General features: G+C 72.4%; 13 protein-coding genes. 9 read left to right on the top strand and 4 right to left on the bottom strand.

The features are described 5' to 3' along the window. Positions 1-42: 42 nt before the first annotated feature. From ACFWXC_RS34240 to ACFWXC_RS34255, 4 genes are all read left to right on the top strand, one after another. A complete protein-coding gene (locus ACFWXC_RS34240; RefSeq protein ID WP_384484749.1) occupies positions 43-744 on the top strand; it encodes a GntR family transcriptional regulator in 702 nt (233 codons plus the stop codon). Positions 745-903: 159 nt separating this feature from the next. After that, positions 904-2,433, top strand: a complete 1,530-nt coding sequence (locus ACFWXC_RS34245; protein WP_384484751.1) for a hypothetical protein — start codon at positions 904-906, stop codon at positions 2,431-2,433. A 133-nt stretch (positions 2,434-2,566) separates the two neighbouring features. After that, positions 2,567-3,430: a hypothetical protein gene (locus ACFWXC_RS34250; protein ID WP_384484753.1), complete on the top strand. Its 864-nt coding sequence runs from the start codon at positions 2,567-2,569 to the stop codon at positions 3,428-3,430. Positions 3,431-3,476: 46 nt separating this feature from the next. Further along, positions 3,477-8,072, top strand: coding sequence for a hypothetical protein (locus ACFWXC_RS34255; RefSeq protein WP_384484755.1), 4,596 nt, complete (start codon positions 3,477-3,479; stop codon positions 8,070-8,072). Between the two features lie 52 nt (positions 8,073-8,124). On the opposite strand, the gene ACFWXC_RS34260 is transcribed toward ACFWXC_RS34255, so the two are convergent. Beyond that, the gene (locus tag ACFWXC_RS34260) at positions 8,125-8,673 is read right to left on the bottom strand and encodes a hypothetical protein (protein WP_384484757.1); all 549 of its coding nucleotides are present in this window, start codon (positions 8,671-8,673) and stop codon (positions 8,125-8,127) included. Between the two features lie 436 nt (positions 8,674-9,109). Between ACFWXC_RS34260 and ACFWXC_RS34265 the strand changes: the two genes are divergently transcribed. Genes ACFWXC_RS34265 through ACFWXC_RS34285 form a run of 5 tightly spaced genes read left to right on the top strand, consistent with a single transcriptional unit; the run spans position 9,110 to position 17,059 of the window. Beyond that, positions 9,110-11,944 (top strand): nitrate- and nitrite sensing domain-containing protein, encoded by a 2,835-nt coding sequence (locus ACFWXC_RS34265; protein WP_384484759.1) that lies wholly within the window; start codon positions 9,110-9,112, stop codon positions 11,942-11,944. After that, positions 11,941-12,375, top strand: a complete 435-nt coding sequence (locus tag ACFWXC_RS34270; protein WP_384484761.1) for a roadblock/LC7 domain-containing protein — start codon at positions 11,941-11,943, stop codon at positions 12,373-12,375. The genes ACFWXC_RS34265 and ACFWXC_RS34270 overlap by 4 nt, the downstream gene beginning before the upstream one ends. Before the next feature lie 9 nt (positions 12,376-12,384). Further along, positions 12,385-12,780: a DUF742 domain-containing protein gene (locus ACFWXC_RS34275; protein ID WP_351706908.1), complete on the top strand. Its 396-nt coding sequence runs from the start codon at positions 12,385-12,387 to the stop codon at positions 12,778-12,780. A gap of 24 nt (positions 12,781-12,804) precedes the next feature. Continuing rightward, the gene (locus ACFWXC_RS34280; RefSeq protein ID WP_384484763.1) at positions 12,805-16,473 is read left to right on the top strand and encodes a hydantoinase B/oxoprolinase family protein; all 3,669 of its coding nucleotides are present in this window, start codon (positions 12,805-12,807) and stop codon (positions 16,471-16,473) included. Further along, positions 16,454-17,059 (top strand): ATP/GTP-binding protein, encoded by a 606-nt coding sequence (locus ACFWXC_RS34285; RefSeq protein WP_384484765.1) that lies wholly within the window; start codon positions 16,454-16,456, stop codon positions 17,057-17,059. The genes ACFWXC_RS34280 and ACFWXC_RS34285 overlap by 20 nt, the downstream gene beginning before the upstream one ends. A gap of 62 nt (positions 17,060-17,121) precedes the next feature. Here ACFWXC_RS34285 and glpK read toward each other — a convergent pair whose 3' ends face one another. From glpK to ACFWXC_RS34300, 3 genes are all read right to left on the bottom strand, one after another. Next, a complete protein-coding gene (glpK, locus tag ACFWXC_RS34290) occupies positions 17,122-18,639 on the bottom strand; it encodes a glycerol kinase GlpK (RefSeq protein ID WP_384484767.1) in 1,518 nt (505 codons plus the stop codon). Positions 18,640-18,693: 54 nt separating this feature from the next. Then, positions 18,694-19,431: an MIP/aquaporin family protein gene (locus tag ACFWXC_RS34295; RefSeq protein WP_384484769.1), complete on the bottom strand. Its 738-nt coding sequence runs from the start codon at positions 19,429-19,431 to the stop codon at positions 18,694-18,696. Positions 19,432-19,738: 307 nt separating this feature from the next. Then, positions 19,739-21,382 (bottom strand): GGDEF domain-containing protein, encoded by a 1,644-nt coding sequence (locus ACFWXC_RS34300; protein ID WP_384484771.1) that lies wholly within the window; start codon positions 21,380-21,382, stop codon positions 19,739-19,741. Positions 21,383-21,467 lie beyond the last annotated feature (85 nt).

Raw genomic sequence — 21,467 nt, forward strand, 5'->3', positions numbered from 1 at the left:
CCCATGTTGTTTCGTTCCTGTGTCTGCGGTTGAATTCCGGGCATGGCAGAGCAGCTGACGGGACTGGCCGACGACCGTTCCCTCCTCGGGCGCACCAGCACCGCCGAACGGGTCTCGGACATCCTCAGGAGCCGGATCGCCGACGGGTACTTCCCGCCAGGCACCCGCCTGTCGGAGGACGGCATCGGCGGTGCGCTGGGCGTCTCCCGCAACACCCTGCGCGAGGCGTTCCGGCTGCTCACCCACGAACGCCTGCTGGTCCACGAACTCAACCGGGGCGTCTTCGTCCGGGTCCTGACCGTCGAGGACGTCGAGGACATCTACCGCACCCGGTCCCTGGTCGAATGCGCCGTCGTACGCGGCCTCGGCGAGCCCCCGTACGCCCTGGACGCACTGTCGGCGGCGGTCACGGAAGGCCGGCAGGCGGCGGCCGGAAATGACTGGAAAGCAGTGGGTACGGCCAATATCCACTTCCACCGGGAGCTGGTCGCCCTGGCCGGCAGCGAACGCACCGACGAACTGATGCGCAGCGTCTTCGCCGAACTCCGCCTCGCGTTCCACATCGTCGACGACCCGCACGCCCTGCACGAGCCGTACCTGGCCCGGAACCAGGAGCTCCTGCAGTCGCTGCAGGGCGGCGACAGGCGCGGGGCGGAACGGCTGCTGGAGACGTACCTCACTGATTCACTGGAGCGAGTGGTGGAGGTCTACCGCCGCAGGGTCGGCGAGGACAGCGCCCCCTAGGGGCGCGGGGCTGTGTCAATTTGCGGCTCCGCCGCGCGGGCGCGATCAACCTCCACCGGCCCGCACCTGAAGAACCGGCCTGAGGTCACCCCGGCCCCACCGGCGGAGCCACCCGCGTCGTTTGGGTCGTTGTCAGACCAAGGACCTAGTCTGTGCACCGTGACTTCGCCTGCGACGACGGACAGCGTTCCGCCCCAGCTCAGCGCGGGGCCGCGCCCCGCACCGGGCCCGGCCGCCGACGAGGGGCTGGCGCGGCGGCTGCGCGCGCTCGCCTGCACCGCGCCGCTGCACGACCTGGACACGCGCAAGGCGAACCTCGCGGGCGAGTACTCGGTGTACGGCATGGCCGAGGTGGCGCTCTCCGCCATCGACCTGGTCACCCTGAACATGGACTTCGACACCGGCGCCGACCACGAGCAGATCGTCGCCCGGCTGATCCCGCGCATCTCCGCCCAGACGCCGCACCGCCCCGTCGCCGAGCACGAGCGGGTGGCCCGCTGGGTCCTGGAGAACCTGATCAACGTCGGCAGCGTCGACCGCGGCTTCCGCGCGGTGTACGGCACCTTCGCGCCCGACGGGTCCTACGTCCGCCGGGACTACGACTTCAAGCTGATCGAGGAGGTGCCGGGCCCCGGCGGCACGGTGTACCTCCGGACCACCGACGAGGCGGTCAACGTCCTGGTCGGCGCCCTCGACACGGACGTCACCAGCGCCCAGATCGCGGCCGAGGTCAAGCTGGAGGTGCTGATCAACCGCGGTCGCCTCGCCGACGCCCAGCTCGCCGCCGAGCAGGCCCGCTACCGAACCGTGCAGTACTCGGAGACCCTGCGCCGCGCCCTGGACGCCACCCGGCGCAATGTCCGCGCGGTGGACTGGCTCAACGCCGTCCCCGACATGATCGCCGAGGCCCTGGACCACGTCGCCGACCGCTACCGGCACGAGAACGCGATCCTCACCAACATCCGCAAGGCCCGCGACGAGACCGAGGAGCCGGAGAACAAGCGGCGCGCCGCCGAGCTCGTAGACATCGTCAAGGACTGCATCCGGCGCCACACGCAGTTGCAGTCGCGTCTGCTGGAGGCCGGCCCGCTGTTCCGCGCGGAGCAGGACCGGCAGGCGTTCGCGACGCCCATGACGACGTCGGGGACGGACCTGTACGGGCACCTCCTCGCGCCGCTGCTGCCGTTGCCGCTGGAGCAGGCGAGCCGGGTCACGGGGGCGTTCTTCGCGCGCGGGACCGGGCTGCGGACGCCGGTGTCGGTGCGGGTGGGCGACCTCGTCGACATACTGCTGACGCCGCCGGTGGAGCGGGAGCACCTGGGCGCGGAGATGCCGGAGCCGGACCTCATCGCCACGCCGGACGACAGCCGGTTCAGCGAGGAGCAGCTGGCGGACGCCATGCGGTTGCTGGACCTGCCGGCCGACGCGCCTCGCCGGTTGTCGGGGCTGCTGGTGGAGGCGCGGCGGGTAGGGGGCGAGGACCTGGCCTACCTCGTTGCCCTGCTGGCGGTGCACGCAGCCAGCCCGGCTGTCGGTACCGCCTATCGGCAGGGTGAGGGGAAGTTGCTGTTCGCGGTGGACGACGGCACGGAGCTGGACGACCCCGGCTTCGGCGGGGCCGATCTGATCGTCGGGACTGCCTTGCTGGATGCGGTGGGGATGGCTGCGGACCGGACCGAGGCCGCGTGATGTCGTGTGCCGGGTGCGGCGCCGTTGTGGCTGGTCGCGCCCACGCGGTGGTAGCCGCACATTCAACACAGCCCCGCACCCCTTTCGGGGCGCTTGCCCTCCCCTATGGTGCGAAGATCGAGGAGTTGCCGTCGTGAGCGAGTACGTCGAGGCCGAGGTGTCTGCCGGGACGGCGCATGCTGCCGTCACCCCGGCCGATGCCGCCGATGCCGCGCGGCTCGTCGCCTTCGGGCTGCAGCCCAAGCTGCAGCCCGCGCGTGATCAGGAGTACACCGAGCTGCTGCGGCGCTACCGGGAAGACCCGGCGTTCGCGCGACTCGCGGATGCCGTGGCCGCCGGGCTCGGGCTGGTGGTGCTGGAGGTGTCGCCCCGAGCCGGGATGGCCGTGACCGCCGCCGAGGACTCGGTGTTCGCCGTTCGCATGGGCGACTACGCGCGACGTACCTCCGCGGACGGCAGCGACCGGTTCCTGCACGGGCTCGCGCATCTCGCCGTCGCCGCGCTGGCGTTCCCGCGTCCCGAGGACCTGGCCGACGACGGCTACATCGGGCGGATCACGGTCAACGGTGTCGACGCCTTCGTCCGGCAGGCCTGCCGCCGCCTGGAGGAGCAGGCCGACGAGGTGGGGGAGAACACCGACCCGGCCACCGACGCGCCGGGCCTGGAGGCCGCCTGGCGGATCTGGGCCAGACGCAGCGCGACCGGCGCCACCAAGGACGCCCGCCGACTGGCCGGATCCACCACCGGCATCATCGGCAAGGCGGTCGTCTTCCTCACCGACTCGGGGTTCCTCCAGCGCACCGGCGACGACCAGGGCGGCACCTACCGCACGACGGCCCGCTACCAGCTCCAGGTGCGGGACATGGCCGGCAGCGCCGCCATGGCCGAACTGCTGGAACTCGGCGTCGTCCCGGTCACCGACGGCACGGCCAGCCTGCTGCCCGCCGACGACAGCGACGACCTGGTCGCCGACGCCGGACTGCCGTTCCACTCCTGACCGTCCAGAACCCCCGCACATATCCCCAGACTTACGAGAGTCCGCCATGTACGAGCTGTCCCGGGTCCGCCTCTACTCCATCGGGCCCGCCGGTGCGCGCTACGCCGACACCGTGCTGGACCTGCGGGGTGTCGGCCTGCCCGTGCCCGACCCGGCCCCCACCCAGGCGGAGTTCTTCGAGGAGGAGCCGGTCGGTCCGCCGCGCCGCCCCGCGCCTGCCGGCGTGCTCTTCCTGGAGAACGGCGGCGGCAAGTCGGTGCTGCTCAAGCTGATCTTCTCGGTGATGCTGCCGGGTCACCGCAACACCCTCGGCGGCGCCAGCTCGGGCGTACTGCGCAAGTTCCTGCTCGCCGACGACTGCGGGCATGTCGCCCTGGAGTGGCAGCACACGCTCACCGGTGAGTGCGTGGTCGTGGGCAAGGTGAGCGAGTGGCGGGGACGGCAGGTCTCCAACGACCCGCGGAAGTTCGCCGAGGCCTGGTACTCGTTCCGCCCCGGGCCCGGGCTCTCCCTGGACAATCTGCCGGTCGCCGAGTCCACCGCCGTACGGCCGCCCGTGGAGGGCGCCTCCGGGGCACAGGGGCGGCGGCGCACCATGAAGGGCTTCCGGGACGCCCTCACCGAGGCGGGCAAGGCGTATCCGCATCTGGAGGTGCACTGGGAGGAGATCCACGACCGCTGGATCGAGCACCTCGGCGACCTCGGCCTGGACCCCGAACTCTTCCGCTACCAGCGGGAGATGAACGCCGACGAGGGCGAGGCCGCAGGTCTGTTCGCGGTCAAGAAGGACTCCGACTTCACCGACCTGCTGCTGCGGGCCGTGACCGACACCCGCGACACCGACGGGCTCGCCGACCTGGTCGGCGGCTTCGGCAACAAGCTGGGGCGGCGTGCCGAGCTGATCGCCGAACGTGACTTCACCGCCGGGTCGGTGGATCTGCTGGGGCGGATCGTCGAGGCGGCCGAGGCACGGGCACGCGCGCGTGACATCCACGCCGGCGCAGAGCGGCGCACCCGCGCGCTCGCGCGGCGGTTGTCCGCGCGGGGCGCGCAGGAGCGGGTGCGCGCCGCCGACCTCGCCCAGCGCGTCACGGCCGCCGCGTACGCCGTCACGCACTCCGAGGGCGCCCGCGAGCGCAGCGCGCTGATCGCCGCCGAACTCGCCTACCGGCACGCCTCGCTGGCACTGGCCGTCGGTGAGAAATCCGCCGCCGGGCAGAAGCGCGAGCTGGCCGACGCCCGCACCCTGCACGCGGCCTGGCAGGCCGCCGAAGCCGTGCTGCGCCACCGCGCCGCCGCCGACCGCGTCGCGCGCGTGGCCGCCGCCATCCAGGACGCCGAGCGGGACGCGGCTCCCGCGCTCGCCGCCCGCGCCAAGGCCGCCGTCGATCTCGTACGGGCCCTGCACACGGCCGCCGGGAGCGCGGAGCACCTCGCCAACGAGGGGGAGGAGCGCTCCGCAGCCCTCCTGGAGGTCAGCGACTCCGCCCACCGGGACTCGACCTCCGCCGCCACCGAGGCGCAGCGCGCCCGCAGCGAGGCCGGGCATCTGCGCCAGCGCCTCAGCGAGGTCGAGCAGGAGACCGCCGAGGCCGTCCGCGCCGGCTGGCTCGACGACAGCGCCCGGGACGCCGACCCGGCCCGCGCCGCCCTCGCGGCCAGCGATGCGGAGAAGACCGCCGTGGCCGCCTGGGACACCGCGCGCGAGGCCTCCCGCAAGGCGTCCGAGCACGCGCGCGAGGCGGCCTCCGCCGAGTCCCGCGCCGAACTCACGGCCGCCCGCGCGGCAGACGCGGCGACCGCCGCCGAGCGGACCTACGACGCCGAGAAGCGCCTGGCGGAGGCCCTGGCGGCGGAGGAACGGCTCACCGAGCTGCTGGGTCTCACCGGTTCGCGTACGACCATCCCCCGGCCCCGGGGCGAGAGCACGGAGGACGCCCTCGGCGCCGAGGAACTCGACCGGTTCGCCGACGAGTTGCGCGAGCTGCTCGACGACGCCGTCGGCTCCGCCGAACGGCACCTGTTCGAACTGCGCACCGCGGCCGCCGACGACTCCCGGATCCTCGGCGCCCTGGGCGACGGCGGGCTGCTGCCGCCCGGCCCCGACGTACTGGCCACCGTCGAGTACCTCGGCGAGCACGGCATCCCGGCGCTGCCCGGCTGGCGCTATCTCGCCCAGGCCGTCGACCCGACGGACCACGCGCGCGTGCTCGCCGCCCGCCCCGAACTCGTCGACGGCGTCATCATCACCGACCCGGACACCCACGCGCGGGCCCGTGAGGCGCTCGGCGAGGCCGCCCTGCTGCCGCGCTCGGCCGTCGCCGTCGGCACGGCCGCCGCGCTGCTCGCGCCGACCCCGGCCGCCGACGCCACCCCGGGCGACGTGTTCCTCGTACCGCCGAACCCGGCCATGCACGACGAACACGCCGCCGACGAGGAGCGGCAGGCGCTGCGCGCCCGGGCCACCGAGCGGGACGAGGAGATCCGCAACCTCGCCGCCCGGCTCGGCAAGGACCGGGAGCTGGCCGCGCGACTCGCCTCCTGGCGCACCGGCTGCCCGGCCGGGCGGCTCGTGGAGCTGGCGCAGACCGCGCGGGAGGCGCGCGCGTTCGCCGAGGAGTCCGAGGCCGAACTGGCCGAGGCGCGGACGGTGCGGGCCGAGACCGAGGAGACGGCCGCCGAGACCGCCCAGATGCGCGACGAACGGCAGGAGGCCGCACAGAAGGCCCGGCGCGCCGCCGACGCCCTCGCCGGCCTCGCGTTCCGGCTGCGCGAGCGGGCCGGCTGGCAGGTCAAGCTGCGTGAACTCGCCGACGAGGCCGCCGAGTCGGAGGCCCGCGCCCAGACCTGCCTGGAGCGTGCCCGCGCCGCCGACGAGGACCGGCGCGGCGCCCAGCGCGCCGCCGACGACGCCCGCCGCACCGCCCGGGCGCTGCGCGCCGAGCGCGCCGAGATCGCCGGCGCCCCCGACGACGTACCGGAAGCCGACGACAACGCCCCCAAGTCCTCGCTGCCCGCCCTGCGCGAGGCCTACCGGGCCGCCTCACAGGTGTACGAGAAGGTCGGCGTCGACGCCGACCTCCGTGCCGAGCAGGCCCGTTCGGAGAGCGACGAGAGCGCCGCGCTCGCGGAGCTGGAACGGCTGACCAACAAGGTCCGCACCCGCGCGGAGCAGCTGCTCCAGTCGCCCGACGGCTCCGACGGACCCTCCCGGCAGGCCGCCGCCGCCCGCGCGGAGGAGCTGGTGCAGCTCCTGGAGACCCGGATGTCCACCGCGAGCGAGCAACTCGGCCGGCTGCGCGGCGAGGCCGAGCGGCACGCCCCCGGGGACGGCGAGGCACACACCGAGCTGCCCGAGGAGCTCCAGCCGCGCGACGCCGAACACGCGCAGGCCCTGCTGCGGACCGCGACCGCCGAACTCGCCGCCCGCACCGAGGCCCTGACCCAGGCCCGCGAGGCACACGCCGAGCTGCTGGACGCCCACCGCGCGGCCGAGGACGCGGCCGGCGGTTTCGACGAGATCGCCGCGATGCTCCGCGACCTGCTGCGCGAACACACGACCGAGGAGGAGCAGGAGGAGCCCGAGCCCTACCCCGGCACCCTGGAGGAGGCCCGGCAGTCCGCCGCCGAGGCCCGCCGGTCGCTGCGCGGCTGCGCCGGTGATCTCTCCGCCGCCGAGTCCGCCGTACGCGAGGCGAGCGATGTGCTCGTACGACACGCCAACGCCACACGGTACGAAGCGGTCCGGACGCCCGCACGGCAGCAGATCCGTGAACTGCCCGCCTCCGCACTGCCCGAGCACGCCCAGAAGTGGGCGGACGCCTTCGCGCCCCGACTGCGGGTGCTGACCGACGAGCTGGCCCAGCTGGAGCGCAACCGCGATTCGATCGTGGACCGGCTGCGCGGGCTCGTCGAGTCGGCCCTCGCGACCCTGCGGTCCGCCCAGCGGCTGTCCCGGCTGCCCGAGGGGCTCGGCGAGTGGTCCGGGCAGGAGTTCCTCCGGATCCGCTTCGAGGAACCCGACCAGGCCACGCTCACCGAACGGCTCGGCGAGGTCGTCGACGAGGCGACCCGGGCCGCCGTCAAGAAGAACTCCGACCTGCGACGGGACGGAATGTCCCTGCTGCTGAGGGGAGTCGGGGCGGCCCTGCAGCCGAAGGGGGTCGCCGTCGAGATCCTCAAGCCGGACGCCGTGCTGCGCGCGGAGCGGGTGCCGGTGGGACAGATGGGCGACGTGTTCTCCGGTGGGCAGCTGCTCACCGCGGCCATCGCCCTGTACTGCACCATGGCCGCGCTCAGGTCCAACGACCGAGGGCGCGACAAGCACCGGCACGCCGGGACGCTGTTCCTCGACAACCCCATCGGACGGGCCAACGCGACCTATCTGCTGGAGCTCCAGCGGGCCGTGTCGGACGCGTTGGGCGTGCAACTGCTGTACACGACCGGACTGTTCGACACCACCGCGCTGGCCGAGTTCCCGCTGGTCATCCGGTTGCGGAACGACGCCGACCTCAGGGCCGGGCTGAAGTACATCAGCGTGGAGGAGCACCTGCGGCCCGGGCTGCCGCAGCAGCCGCAGGCGGGGGAGGCCGGGCACAGCGAGATCACGGCGACCCGCATGTTCAAGAGGCCGTCGGCCTGAAGTGTCCCAGAGGCCCTGGGCCTGGCCCCCGTCCGCAAGGGCGGTGCCGGCCTCAGGGGTGGGACAGCTGCCCGGTGCTGCCGCCTCGCCGTCGTATCCGCTCCTGTTCGCGCTCGGCGGCCCGCTGCTGCCGCCGGGTCGCGCGCCGCTCGCGGCGGAGCGAGCGTGCCGTGCTGCTCGGCTCCGAGATCACGCCGTTGCGCTGGTTCCACACCTGACGGGTCACCAGGACGTCGACCGCGCCCCAGGTGGCCACCACCGTGCTCGCCACGCTGCTGATCACCATCGGGAACGCCAGCCAGGACTCCGTCATCGTGCAGAAGAACGCCACCATGGCCTGGATCAGCGTGACGGCGATGATGATGAGCGCCCGCACCGCCGACGTACGCACCGGATCCGGCATCCGGTACCGCTTGGCGGGCTCCTCCACCCACAACGGCCGGTACTGCGCCTGCCGTTGCGTGCGCGCCCGCGCACCGGAGAGCTCCTCGTCGCCGCCGCGCGGCGTAAGGCGGCCGTCCGGCGCCGCCGGCCCCGGACGCACCGTCGAGCGTGCCGCCGTGCCGTCCTCGGGCGCCAAGCGCCGCTGAGCCGTCCCCATCAACGTGTCACTCCCCACCGCCGACAGACCCCCTCGCACCGGTGTCCGATGACCCCGGCTCCCCAGTGGCTGCCCGGCTTGCGCTGTTTTACACCGCCCGGAGGTGAGATGCGGCTCCTGTGGCCGATTTCGCACCCCTCGCCCATCAACAAGGACGAACGAACTCGCCCGAAGATTCCCCACCAGTGAAAATTTCCGGCCAACTGATCCTTCGTGTCGTTCCCGCCCTCACACACGCGAAGTCGGCGCGATCGCGGTGGCAATCTCCTGCAATGCCCGGACATCTCTCCCTGTCCGTTCCCCATGTCCCGGCCCTGAGGCGGAGGTTCGTCGTCCGGACGCGTCTTCGAGTTATCCATGTGGCGGTAGTAGGCTCGCGCCGTTTGTTGACGTACATGTGTACCCCCGGCCGGCGGGGGTCGAGCTGGGGGAGGCCATGCGCTTTCGCGGGAAGTCGATCCGCCGGAAGATCGTGGCGCTGCTTCTCGTGCCGCTGGTGTCCCTGACGGCCGTCTGGGGCTTCGCGGCCGTGCTCACGGGGCGCGAGGTCACCCAGCTGTTCCAGGTGTCGCACATCGTCGAGGACATCGGCTACCCCGCCGAGGACACCGCCCGCGTCCTCCAGCAGGAACGCCGGCAGACCCTCGTCTATCTCGCCGACCCGCGCGCCGCCGACGCACTCGCCGCCCTGCACCGCACCCGCGCCGCCACCGACTCCGCTGTCGCCGAACTGCGGAAGAACGCCGGTAGGCAGGACGCCCGCGACGGCATGAGCGCCGACGACGCCGAACGCCTCACCGCCGTGCTCGACGCGTTCGAGGGCATCGACGCCCTGCGCCACAGCGTCGAAGAGGGCACCGTCAGCCGCGCCCAGGCCCTCGACCTCTACAACCGCGTGGTCGACCCCTGCTACACACTGCTCGCCTCCCTCGGCGGGCTCGACGACGTCGAGATGGACAAGCAGGCCCGGGCCCTCATCAACATCACCCGCGCCCGCGAATTCCTCTCCCGCGAGGACGCCCTGCTCGGCTCCGCCCTCGTGGTCGGGAAGATCTCCCGCGACGAGACCCGGGAGATCTCCGACCTCGTCGCCCAGCGCACCCTCCTGTACGACATCAGCCTGCCCGCACTGCCCTCGTCGGAACGCGACCGCTTCGACCGCTTCTGGAAGAACGCCACGACCGCCCCGCTGCGGTCCGCGGAGCAGTCCGTGATCGACGCCGGATCCGGTGTGCCGAACGAGGTCAGCGCCAAGAGCTGGGACACCGCCGCCGCCAATGTGCTCGACGAACTGCGCACCCTGGACGACCAGGTCGGTGACCGCTACCAGGACCGCATCCGGCCCGTCGTCGTCTCCGTGATCGTCCAGGCGGCCGTTGTCGGTGTCCTCGGCATGGTCGCCGTGATGTTCTCGCTGGTCGTGTCCGTCCGGGTCGGCCGTAGCCTCATCCGAGACCTGCGGCTGCTGCGCCAGGAGGCGCACGAGGCCTCCGGAGTCCGGCTGCCGAGCGTGATGCGCCGGCTGTCCGTGGGCGAACAGGTCGACGTGGAGACCGAGGTCCCGCGCCTGGAGTACGACAGGAACGAGATCGGCGAGGTCGGCCAGGCACTCAACACCTTGCAGCGCGCCGCCGTGGAGGCCGCCGTCAAGCAGGCCGAACTGCGCTCCGGTGTCTCCGAGGTCTTCGTCAACCTCGCCCGCCGCAGCCAGGTCCTGCTGCACAAGCAGCTCACCCTGCTCGACACCATGGAACGCCGGACCGAGGACACCGACGAACTCGCCGACCTCTTCCGCCTCGACCACCTCACCACCCGTATGCGCCGGCACGCCGAGGGTCTGGTGATCCTCTCCGGCGCCGCCCCCTCGCGGCAGTGGCGCCGCCCCGTCCAGCTGATGGACGTGGTGCGTGCCGCCGTGGCCGAGGTCGAGGACTACGAGCGCATCGAGGTCCGCCGGCTGCCCCGCGTTGCCGTCACCGGCCCCGCCGTCGCCGACCTCACCCACCTCGTGGCCGAACTCCTGGAGAACTCCACGGTGTTCTCGCCGCCGCACACCGCCGTCCAGGTCCTCGGCGAGCGGGTCGCCAACGGCTTCACCCTGGAGATCCACGACCGGGGTCTCGGCATGGCGGCCGAGGCACTCCTCGACGCCAACCTGCGGCTCGCCGAGACCCCCGAGTTCGAGCTCTCCGACACCGACCGGCTCGGCCTGTTCGTGGTCAGCCGCCTCGCCCAGCGCCAGAACGTCCGCGTCTCCCTCCAGCCGTCCCCCTACGGAGGCACCACCGCCGTCGTCTTCATCCCCGACGTTCTGCTGACCGACGACGTCCCCGACACCAACGGGGTCGGCTTCCGCCTCGACCGCCCTCGGACCGCCTCGGAGACCGAACCCGGGGAGAGCCGCGGCACCACCCTCACCCAGGTGTCGGCGCAGCGCCCCGGGCTGCCGACCGCACTCCTGGGCGGACCGGTCGAGCTGGAGGCACCCGTCGACCTGGACGCGCTGGACGATTTCCCGGGCGCTCTCACCGATGAGGACAGCGAGCGCGGCGGTCTGTTCCGCCCCCGCCGCTCCCTCGCCCGCGCCGACGACGACCCCGAGCCCGTCGTGAGCGAGCTGCACCAGCCCGCCCCCGGCACCGCGGACGGCTTCCGCGACGAGCGCTCCAGCGGCCCCGTGCCGCTGCCCCGACGGAGTACGCCCAAGCTGGTCAGCTCGCACGGCAGGCCCGTCACCGAGCAGCGCTCCCGCCGCGCCGAACCGGACGACCGGGACCCGGCGGACGCGGGCCGGACCGAACCGGGCGGACTGGCCCCGCTGCCCTCCCGCCGCCGCACCGAGCCGTCTCCGCAGCGCACCGGCGGCCCGGCCGACCGCGTCGAGGAAGGCACGGCGCCCCCGGCCGGCGGCCCGGACGAACCCTCCGGACCCCCCGCCCTGCCCCGGCGCACCCGCCGCTCCGCGATTACCTCCGGCAGCGGCACCGACGACTCCGTCCCGTCCCTCGGCAGCACACCCCCGGAGGCCGCATCCGGCAGCCGGCCGCTGCCCCGGCGGGTACGGCAGGCCAACCTGGCCCCACAGCTGCGACAGGACCCCGCCCGACCCGCCGGGCACGAGCCCGATCCCGTCGAGCGCGACGCCGACGAGGTCCGCAGCCGCATGGCCTCGCTCCAGCGCGGCTGGCAGCGCGGCCGGGCGGAGAACACCGCGGGCGACGGGTCCCGGGACGGCACAGCACAAGGAACGACTAAGGGGGACGGTCGATGACCGATCCGAAGGCGACCGGCCACACGGCGACGAACAAGGTCGAGCTGAACTGGCTCCTGGACGACCTGGTGGACCGGGTGGCCAGTATCCGCAAGGCCGTGGTGCTCTCCGGCGACGGCCTGGCCACCGGCGTCTCCAAGGACCTCACCAGAGAGGACGGCGAGCACCTGGCGGCCGTGGCCTCCGGCTTCCACAGCCTTGCCAAGGGCGTGGGCCGGCACTTCGAGGCGGGCAGCGTCCGGCAGACCGTCGTCGAGCTCGACGACGCCTTCCTGTTCGTCACCGCCGCCGGTGACGGCAGCTGTCTGGCCGTCCTCTCCGACGCCGACTCCGACGTCGGCCAGGTCGCATACGAGATGACACTCCTGGTCAAGCGGGTCGGCGTACATCTGGGGTCCGCTCCACGCACCGATCTGCCCTCGGGCGGGTAGTGGGATGACATGAGCGGAGACGGTCAGGGAAGAAGTCACTGGTTCGACGACGAGGCCGGACCGGTCGTCCGTCCGTACGCCATGACGCGGGGCCGCACCACCAGTGCGGCCCAGCACCGCCTCGATCTGATCGCGGTGGTCGTCACGGAGGCCCACGCGGACGACCCGGAGGACGACCGGACGCTGTCCCCGGAGCACGTGGACATCGTCGAGCTGTGCCGTGACACCCCGCAGTCGGTCGCCGAACTGGCTTCCGGACTCGATCTGCCCGTCGGAGTGGTCCGGGTCCTCGTCGGCGACCTCGTCGACGGGGAACTCGTCCATGTCAACCGCCCGGTCCCCCCGGCCGAGCTGGTGGACGAGAGTATTCTGCGCGACGTGATCAACGGCCTCCGGGCGCTGTGACCGGCGCGGATGCGGAGAAGTGACGTGACAGGCTGGCAGTTCTGGGTCGACCGCGGCGGTACGTTCACCGACGTCGTCGCGCGGCGCCCGGACGGTCGGCTGCTCACCCACAAACTGCTCTCCGACAACCCCGCGCGGTACGCCGACGCCGCGGTGGCAGGCGTGCGTGAGCTGCTCGACGGCTCCGGCGACCAGGTCGACGCCGTCCGCATGGGCACCACGGTCGCCACCAACGCGCTGCTGGAACGCAAGGGCGAGCGCACGCTGCTCGTCATCACCCGCGGCTTCCGCGACGCCCTGCGCATCGCCTACCAGAACCGCCCCCGCATCTTCGCCCGCCGCATCGACCTGCCCGAGCTGCTGTACGAACGGGTCGTCGAGGCCGACGAGCGCATCGCCGCCGACGGCACCGTCCTGCGCGCCCCCGACCTGGACGCCCTGGCGGGCCCGCTCCGGGAGGCGTACGACGACGGGATCCGGGCCGTCGCCGTCGTCTGTATGCACAGCCATCTGCACCCCGCCCACGAGCGGGCGATCGGCGAGTTGGCCGCCCGCACCGGCTTCCCGCAGATCTCGCTGTCCAGCGAGGTCAGCCCACTGATGAAGCTCGTCCCGCGCGGCGACACCGCCGTCGTCGACGCCTACCTGTCGCCCGTACTGCGCCGCTACGTCCGCCGTGTCGCCGACGAACTCGAAGGCGTGCGGCTGATGTTCATGCAGTCCAACGGCGGGCTCGCCGAGGCCGGGCAGTTCCGCGGCAAGGACGCCATCCTCTCCGGACCGGCCGGAGGGATCGTCGGCATGGCCCGGATGTCGCAGCTCGCCGGCTTCGACCGGGTCATCGGCTTCGACATGGGCGGCACCTCCACCGACGTCTCCCACTTCGCCGGCGAGTACGAACGGGTCTTCACCACCCAGATCGCGGGCGTCCGGCTCCGCGCCCCGATGCTGGACATCCACACCGTCGCCGCGGGCGGCGGCTCGGTGCTGCACTTCGACGGCTCCCGCTACCGCGTCGGCCCCGACTCGGCCGGCGCCGACCCCGGCCCGGCCTGCTACCGGGGCGGCGGCCCGCTCACGGTGACCGACGCCAACGTCATGCTCGGCCGGATCCAGCCCGCCCACTTCCCCCACGTCTTCGGACCCGACGGCGACCAGCCCCTCGACGCCGACCTCGTCCGCGACCGCTTCACCGGCCTCGCGCGGGAGATCCGCGAACAGAGCGGCGACGACCGCACCCCGGAACAGGTCGCCGAGGGCTACCTGAGCGTCGCCGTGGCCAACATCGCGGGCGCCGTGAAGCGGATCTCCGTCCAGAAGGGCCACGACGTCACCCGCTACGCCCTCACCACCTTCGGCGGGGCCGGCGGCCAGCACGCGTGCATGGTCGCCGACTCGCTCGGTATCCGCACCGTCCTGGTGCCGCCCATGGCGGGCGTCCTGTCCGCGCTCGGCATCGGCCTCGCCGACACCACCGCCATGCGCGAACAGTCCGTCGAGGCTCCCCTGGAGCCCGCCGCCATGCCCGGCGTCCGCAAGACCGCCGACGACCTGGAGGCCGCGGCCCGCTCCGAACTCCTCGCCGAGGACGTCCCGGAGGACCGCATCGAAGTCACCCGCCGCGCCCAGCTCCGCTACGACGGCACCGACACCACCCTCACCGTCGAGCTCACCGAGCCCGACGCGATGAAACACGCCTTCGAAGAACGTCATCGCGCCACGTACTCCTTCACGCTGGACCGCCCGGTCGTCGTCGAAGCCCTCTCCGTGGAAGCCACCGGCATCACCCAACCCCCCGATCTCTCCGCCCTCGCCCCGTACGAAGGCCGTCCCGCCGACCCGGACGCCGTCCGCCTCCACACCGGCGGCGCCTGGCGCGACGTCCCCCTCCACCGCCGCGAGGACCTTCCCCCCGGCGGATCGGTCACCGGCCCGGCGATCATCACCGAGGCCGGCGCCACGACCGTCGTCGACGAGGGCTGGCGGGCCGCGGCGACCGACGACGGGCATCTGGTCATGGAACGCGCGGCGATTACGCAGAGTTCCGATCTCGACACAGAAGCGGATCCGGTTCTGCTGGAGGTCTTCAACAACCTCTTCATGTCGATCGCCGAACAGATGGGTGCCCGGCTGGAGTCGACGGCACAGTCCGTCAACATCAAGGAACGCCTGGACTTCTCCTGCGCCCTGTTCGACCCGGACGGGAACCTGGTGGCCAACGCCCCGCACATCCCCGTCCACCTGGGCTCCATGGGGACCAGCGTGAAAGAGGTCATCCACCGCCGCGGCACCTCGATGCGTCCCGGCGACACCTACGCCGTGAACGACCCGTACCACGGCGGCACCCATCTGCCCGACGTCACCGTGATCACACCGGTCTTCAGCGCTGACAGCCCTGACGGCACCGACGGCGCGGCGGACACGGAGGGTGACCCCGGCACGGCACCCGAGATCCTCTTCTACGTCGCCTCCCGCGGCCACCACGCCGAGATCGGCGGCATCGCCCCCGGTTCGATGCCCGCCGACAGCCGCACCATCGACGAGGAGGGCGTCCTCTTCGACAACTGGCTCCTCGCCGAGAGCGGCCGGTTCCGCGAGGCCGAGACCCGGCGGCTGCTCGCCGAGGCCCGCTACCCCTCCCGCAACATCCCCACCAACCTCGCCGACCTGCGCGCCCAGATCGCCGCCAACCGCAAGGGTGTCGACGAAGTCGGCCGCATGATCGAGGAGTTCGGCCTCGACGTCGTCCAGGCCTACATGCGGCACGTCCAGGACAACGCGGAGGAAGCGGTCCGCCGCGTCATCGACGCCCTGGACGACGGCGAGTACGCCTACGAGACCGACTCCGGCGCCGTCATCCGCGTACGCGTGCGCGTGGACCGCGAAGACCGGCGCGCGACCATCGACTTCACGGGCACCTCCGCACAGCTGGACACCAACTTCAACGCCCCGTTCGCCGTCGTCAACGCGGCCGTGCTGTATGTCTTCCGCACCCTGGTCGCCGACGACATCCCGCTCAACGACGGCTGCCTGCGCCCCCTGGACATCGTCGTACCGCCCGGATCGATGCTCGCCCCCGAGCCGCCGGCCGCCGTCGTCGCGGGCAACGTCGAGACCTCCCAGGCCATCACCGGCGCCCTCTACGCGGCGCTCGGCGTCCAGGCCGAGGGCTCCGGCACCATGAACAACGTCACCTTCGGCAACGAACGCCACCAGTACTACGAGACCGTCGCCTCCGGATCCGGAGCCGGCGACGGGTTCCCCGGCGCGAGCGTCGTACAGACCCATATGACCAACTCCCGGCTCACCGACCCGGAAGTCCTGGAGTGGCGACTGCCCGTCCGCCTCGACGAGTTCGCCGTACGGCGGGGCAGCGGCGGCGCGGGCCGCTGGGACGGCGGGGACGGCGCGGTGCGCCGCATCCGATTCCTCGAACCCATGACCGTCTCCACCCTGTCCCAGCACCGCCGCGTGCCGCCGTACGGCATGGCGGGCGGCGCACCCGGGGCGCTCGGCGCCAACCGGGTGGAGCGGGCCGACGGCACGGTCACCGAACTCGGCGGCAGCGACAGCGCGGACGTCGGCGCAGACGACGTACTAGTCATCGAAACCCCAGGTGGCGGCGGATACGGAAGCCCGTCACCCGATACCCATCAAGCAGGAGAAGAGATCGATGATCTTCGGGCGATCTGAGCGCGGCAAGCCCCCGGTCGAGCCCGTCACGCTCAAGATCCTCGTGGCCGGCGGCTTCGGCGTGGGCAAGACGACGCTCGTCGGCGCGGTGAGCGAGATCAGGCCGCTGCGCACCGAGGAGGTGCTCACCGAGGCCGGGCGGCCGGTCGACGACACCAACGGCGTCGAGGGCAAGCACACCACCACCGTCGCCATGGACTTCGGCCGCATCACCCTGCGCGAGGACCTGGTGCTGTACCTGTTCGGCACGCCGGGGCAGGAGCGGTTCTGGTTCATGTGGGACGAGCTGTCCGAGGGTGCGCTGGGCGCCGTCGTGCTCGCCGACACGCGCCGCCTGGAGGACTGCTTCGCGGCCGTCGACTACTTCGAGCGGCGCTCCATACCGTTTTTGGTCGGCGTCAACTGCTTCGAGGGATCGGACCGTTACCCGGCCGAGGACATCCGCAAGGCCCTCGACCTCGACGCGGACGTACCGGTCCTGCTGTGCGACGCCCGGGACCGCGAGTCGGTCAAGAGGGTGCTCATCGGCGTCGTCCAGCACGCGATGGCGTACGGGGCGGGCCGTCGGCAGACCGTCACCACCTGAGGCGCCGGCACGGCCCGCACCCCCGCCGACCGGGGTACGGGCCGTGGTCCCGGGGCGGGCGGTTACTCGCCGTCCTCCAGCCAGCCGAAGCTCTTCTCCACGGCCTTGCGCCAGTTCGCGTACTCCCTGTCGCGCACCGACGCCGCCATGGCCGGCGTCCACTCCACGTCCTTCTGCCAGTGCGACTTGAGCTCGTCGAGGTCGTTCCACACGCCGGTCGCGAGGCCGGCCGCGTAGGCGGCGCCCAGGCAGGTCGTCTCGGAGACCCGGGGCCGGATCACCGGCACCCCGAGGACGTCGGCCTGGTGCTGCATCAGCAGGTTGTTCTTCGTCATGCCGCCGTCCACCTTCAGGGTCGTGATCTGCACCCCGGAGTCCTGGTACATGGCGTCCACGACCTCCCGCGTCTGCCAGCTGGTCGCCTCCAGGACCGCGCGCGCGAGATGTGCCTTGGTGACGTACCGGGTGAGGCCGGTGACGACCCCGCGCGCGTCCGAGCGCCAGTAGGGCGCGAACAGGCCGGAGAAGGCGGGCACGATGTAGGCACCGCCGTTGTCGTCGACGCTCGCGGCCAGGGTCTCGATCTCGTCGGCGGTGCGGATGATGCCGAGCTGGTCCCGGAACCACTGGACGAGCGCGCCCGTGATGGCGATCGACCCCTCCAGGCAGTACACCGGCGCCTCGTCGCCGATCTTGTAGCCCATGGTCGTCAGCAGTCCGTTCTTGGACGGCACCGGCCGGTCGCCGGTGTTGAGCAGCAGGAAACTGCCGGTCCCGTAGGTGTTCTTCGCCGTGCCGACGTCGTAGCAGGCCTGCCCGAAGACCGCCGCCTGCTGGTCGCCCAGCGCGGACGCCACCGGCACCCCGGCGAGCTGGCCGACGGCGGTGCCGTACACCTCGGCGGAGGACCTGATCTCGGGCAGGACCGCCTCGGGGACGTTCATCGCGGACAGGATGGAGGTGTCCCACTGGAGGGTCTCCAGGTTCATCAGCATGGTCCGCCCGGCGTTGGTGACGTCGGTGACGTGCCGGCCGCCGTCCGTGCCGCCGGTGAGGTTCCAGATCAGCCAGGAGTCGATGGTCCCGAAGGCGATCTCACCGCGCTCGGCCCGGTCCCGGAGCCCGGGCACGTTGTCCAGCAGCCAGGCCGCCTTGGGTCCGGAGAAGTAGCTGGCCAGGGGCAGTCCGGTCTGGTCGCGGAACCGGTCCTGGCCGTCGCTGCCGCCGAGTTCGTTGCACAGGGCCGCGGTGCGGGTGTCCTGCCAGACGATCGCGTTGTGCACGGGCTTGCCGGTGGCGCGGTCCCACAGGACCGTGGTCTCGCGCTGGTTGGTGATGCCGAGCGCGCTCAGCTGGTCGGCGCGCAGCCCGGCGTTGGCGAGCGCCCCGGCGACCACGGCCTGCACCTTGGACCAGATCTCGGTGGCGTCGTGCTCCACCCAGCCGGGCTTGGGGAAGATCTGCCGGTGCTCGCGCTGGTCGACGGCGACGATCGCGCCGCCGTGGTCGAAGATGATGCAGCGGCTCGACGTGGTGCCCTGGTCGATTGCGGCGACGTACCTCTCGGCGGTGTCCGTCATGGCTACCCCTTGGTCGCTGGGTCGGAAGGCTGCGTGGGATCGGAAGGCCGCGTTTCAGAAGGCCGCGTTGTAGATGAGGCCCGCGAGCGCCCCGCCGATCAGGGGGCCGACGACCGGGATCCAGGCGTAACCCCAGTCGGAGGTGCCCTTGTTCGGGATCGGCAGGAAGGTGTGCACGATCCGGGGGCCGAGGTCGCGCGCCGGGTTGATGGCATAGCCGGTGGGGCCGCCCAGGGACAGCCCGATCCCGACGACGAGCAGCGAGACGATCAGCACGGTGGTGCCGGACTCGCCGAGCCCCTTGGTCAGCCCGAACGCCAGGATCGGCAGGACCAGTGCGACGGTCGCGATGATCTCGGTGACGAGGTTGGCGACCGGGTTCCGGATCTCCGGGATGGTGGAGAAGATGCCGAGCGTCGGTGTCGGCTCCTCCCCGGTGTCCTCGTCGGGCACGTTGGCCTGGAACTGGGCCAGGTAGACGAGGTACGTCAGTACGGCGCCGAGGATCGCGCCGACGAACTGGCCGAGCAGGTAGACCCAGACCTTGCCCCACTCGCCGGTGTCGACGGCGATGCCGATGGTCACGGCGGGGTTGAGCTGGCCGCCGGAGAGGGGAGCGGCGGTGTAGGCGCCGGCCAGGACGCCGAATCCCCAGCCGAACGCGATCACCACCCATCCCGCCGCTCTCGCCTTGGAGTGTCTGAGGGTGACGGCGGCGCAGACGCCGGCACCGAAGAGGATCAGGATGGCCGTGCCGATGACTTCGCCGACGAATATGTCTCCGTTGCTCATGGCGGCTCCTAGGGCGCTGGCCGGAGGATCGACCCCGGCGCATTGAGCAGGAACGGTTCCCTTGGCGACGTCAGCCGAAGGCAGGGAAGGTCCCGCGCCCCGCCCGGCGTCTGTGACGAGCGTGCCGTAGCAGCCGAATCGCCCATGGGAGAGCGGGCCTCAGGACAGGAGCGGCCCATGGCGCAGTGCCTGATTACGCCGCGAATGTACGGCGATGTCGACCGACACCGGAAGTTTTCACCGGCACTCAGGGAGCGTCAAGGTCGCCGACGGCAACGATGACAGGCAACTCGCCGGGAAACAGCTTTCACGGCTCCACCGTCGCATAGCCGGCCTGGGCCGGATACGCGCCCGAGCCGCGCCGGATCTCGTGCCCGGGAAGTCCTGCCCGCCCCAGCACCCAACTCGCCCCGTGCAGCGCCTTGGCCGCCTTCTTGAGCGGCGCGAGACACGCGGCCGCCTCCCGGTGGTCGGCCACACCGCCGGGGCCGCACACGACGGTGGCCAGGGACAGCGTGACGGGACGGCCGCCCGCGGACCAGGGCGCGTCGAGCACGTCGGTCACCAGCCGGGCCAGCCCCTCCTCGTCGGCGAGCACCAGGAAGTCGTCCCCGCCGATGTGCCCCACGCGCGCGTGCCCGGCCACGGCCTGCTGGAGCGCCTGTCCCACCGCACGGATCAGCTCGTCGCCCGCGGCGAACCCGGCGCCGTCGTTGACCTGCTTGAAGTGGTCGATGTCCAGCCAGCTCAGGGCGAAGACGCGGCCTTCCGCGATCCACCGGTCCGTCTCGCCCGTGATGGCGTCCGAACCGGGCAGCCGGGTCAGCGGATTGAGTCCGGCCGCCTCCTCGACGCGGGTCTCGGCGAGGGCACGTACCAGGTCGGCGAGGCGTACGACGCCCACGCAGCGCCCGAGCCGGTCGACGACCGCCACATCGTCCGAGGTGCGGTCCCGGCCGCCGACGGCCACCACGTCCAGGACCTCCCACGCGGTCGCGTCGACGCCGACCGTGCGTGGTGCGTCGCCCAGTTTGAAGGCCGGGCGGTCGGCGTACAGGGCGTGTCCGTAGCGGCCCGACATCGACAGCAGGAAGCGGGAGCGGTGGACCGAGCGGACCGGAGCGCCCGTCTGGTCCACCAGGAGGACGCCGGAGACGTCCGGGGAGCCGGTCAGCAGGGCCCGCACCTGCAACGCGGACGCGGTGACCGGCAGCAGCGCGGCGGGCCGGATGAACTCGCGCACGGACGGTCCGGAGCGCGGCGGGGGCACGACGGCGGCCGAGCGCGGCGGAACGTACACGTCCGCGACCGGGATCCGGGCCGGGGGCGCGAACAGCTCACCCTGGGCCAGCTGGGCCCCGGCCGACAGCGCGGACGTGTACTGGAGTTCGCTCTCCACGCCCTCGACGGCCAGCAGGGCGCCCAGTTCCTCGCACAGGGTCCGCATCGCCCGTACCGCGGCCGGCCGGCCGAGCAGCGAGGCGTCGAGCTTGATCAGGTCGGGGGAGAGGTCGGTGAGCAGCCGCAGGGGCACGTCTCCGTCGCCGATGCCGTCGGCGCTGATCCGGAAGCCCTGGCCGCGCAGCGTCGCCACGGCCTCCAGCAGGGCCCGGTGCGGCACGTGCGTGTACGGCGGGACGATGTCCAGGGTCACCTCCCAGGGCATCCGTCCGGCTTCGCGGATGGCCCCGGGCAGCGGGCCGATGCCGCCCAGGTCGGCGAGCGTGGCCGCGAACACGTTGATGTGCAGCGGCAGCAGCGCCTCCTTGCGGGCCGCCGCGCGGAGGGCCAACACGGCCAGCCTGCCGTCGAGTTCGGGATTGCGGCGGGCTTCGGCGAGGATGTCACCGGTCTCGGGGCGGGCAAGGATCTCCAGTGCGGCGATCCCGCCGGTCGTCAGATTGACCACCGGCTGGAAGGCGAAACGGAGAGCATCCGTCCAGGAGCGCACGGGAGCATGATGACGCCAACGGCGTACGCCCAGGGGCAGTTCATAAGACGTTCACGCACCATTTCGGGGTGGTCACGCACGGTGT

Origin of the sequence: Streptomyces sp. NPDC058683, from assembly GCF_042716195.1 — a bacterium.
Classification (GTDB): Bacteria; Actinomycetota; Actinomycetes; order Streptomycetales; family Streptomycetaceae; genus Streptomyces.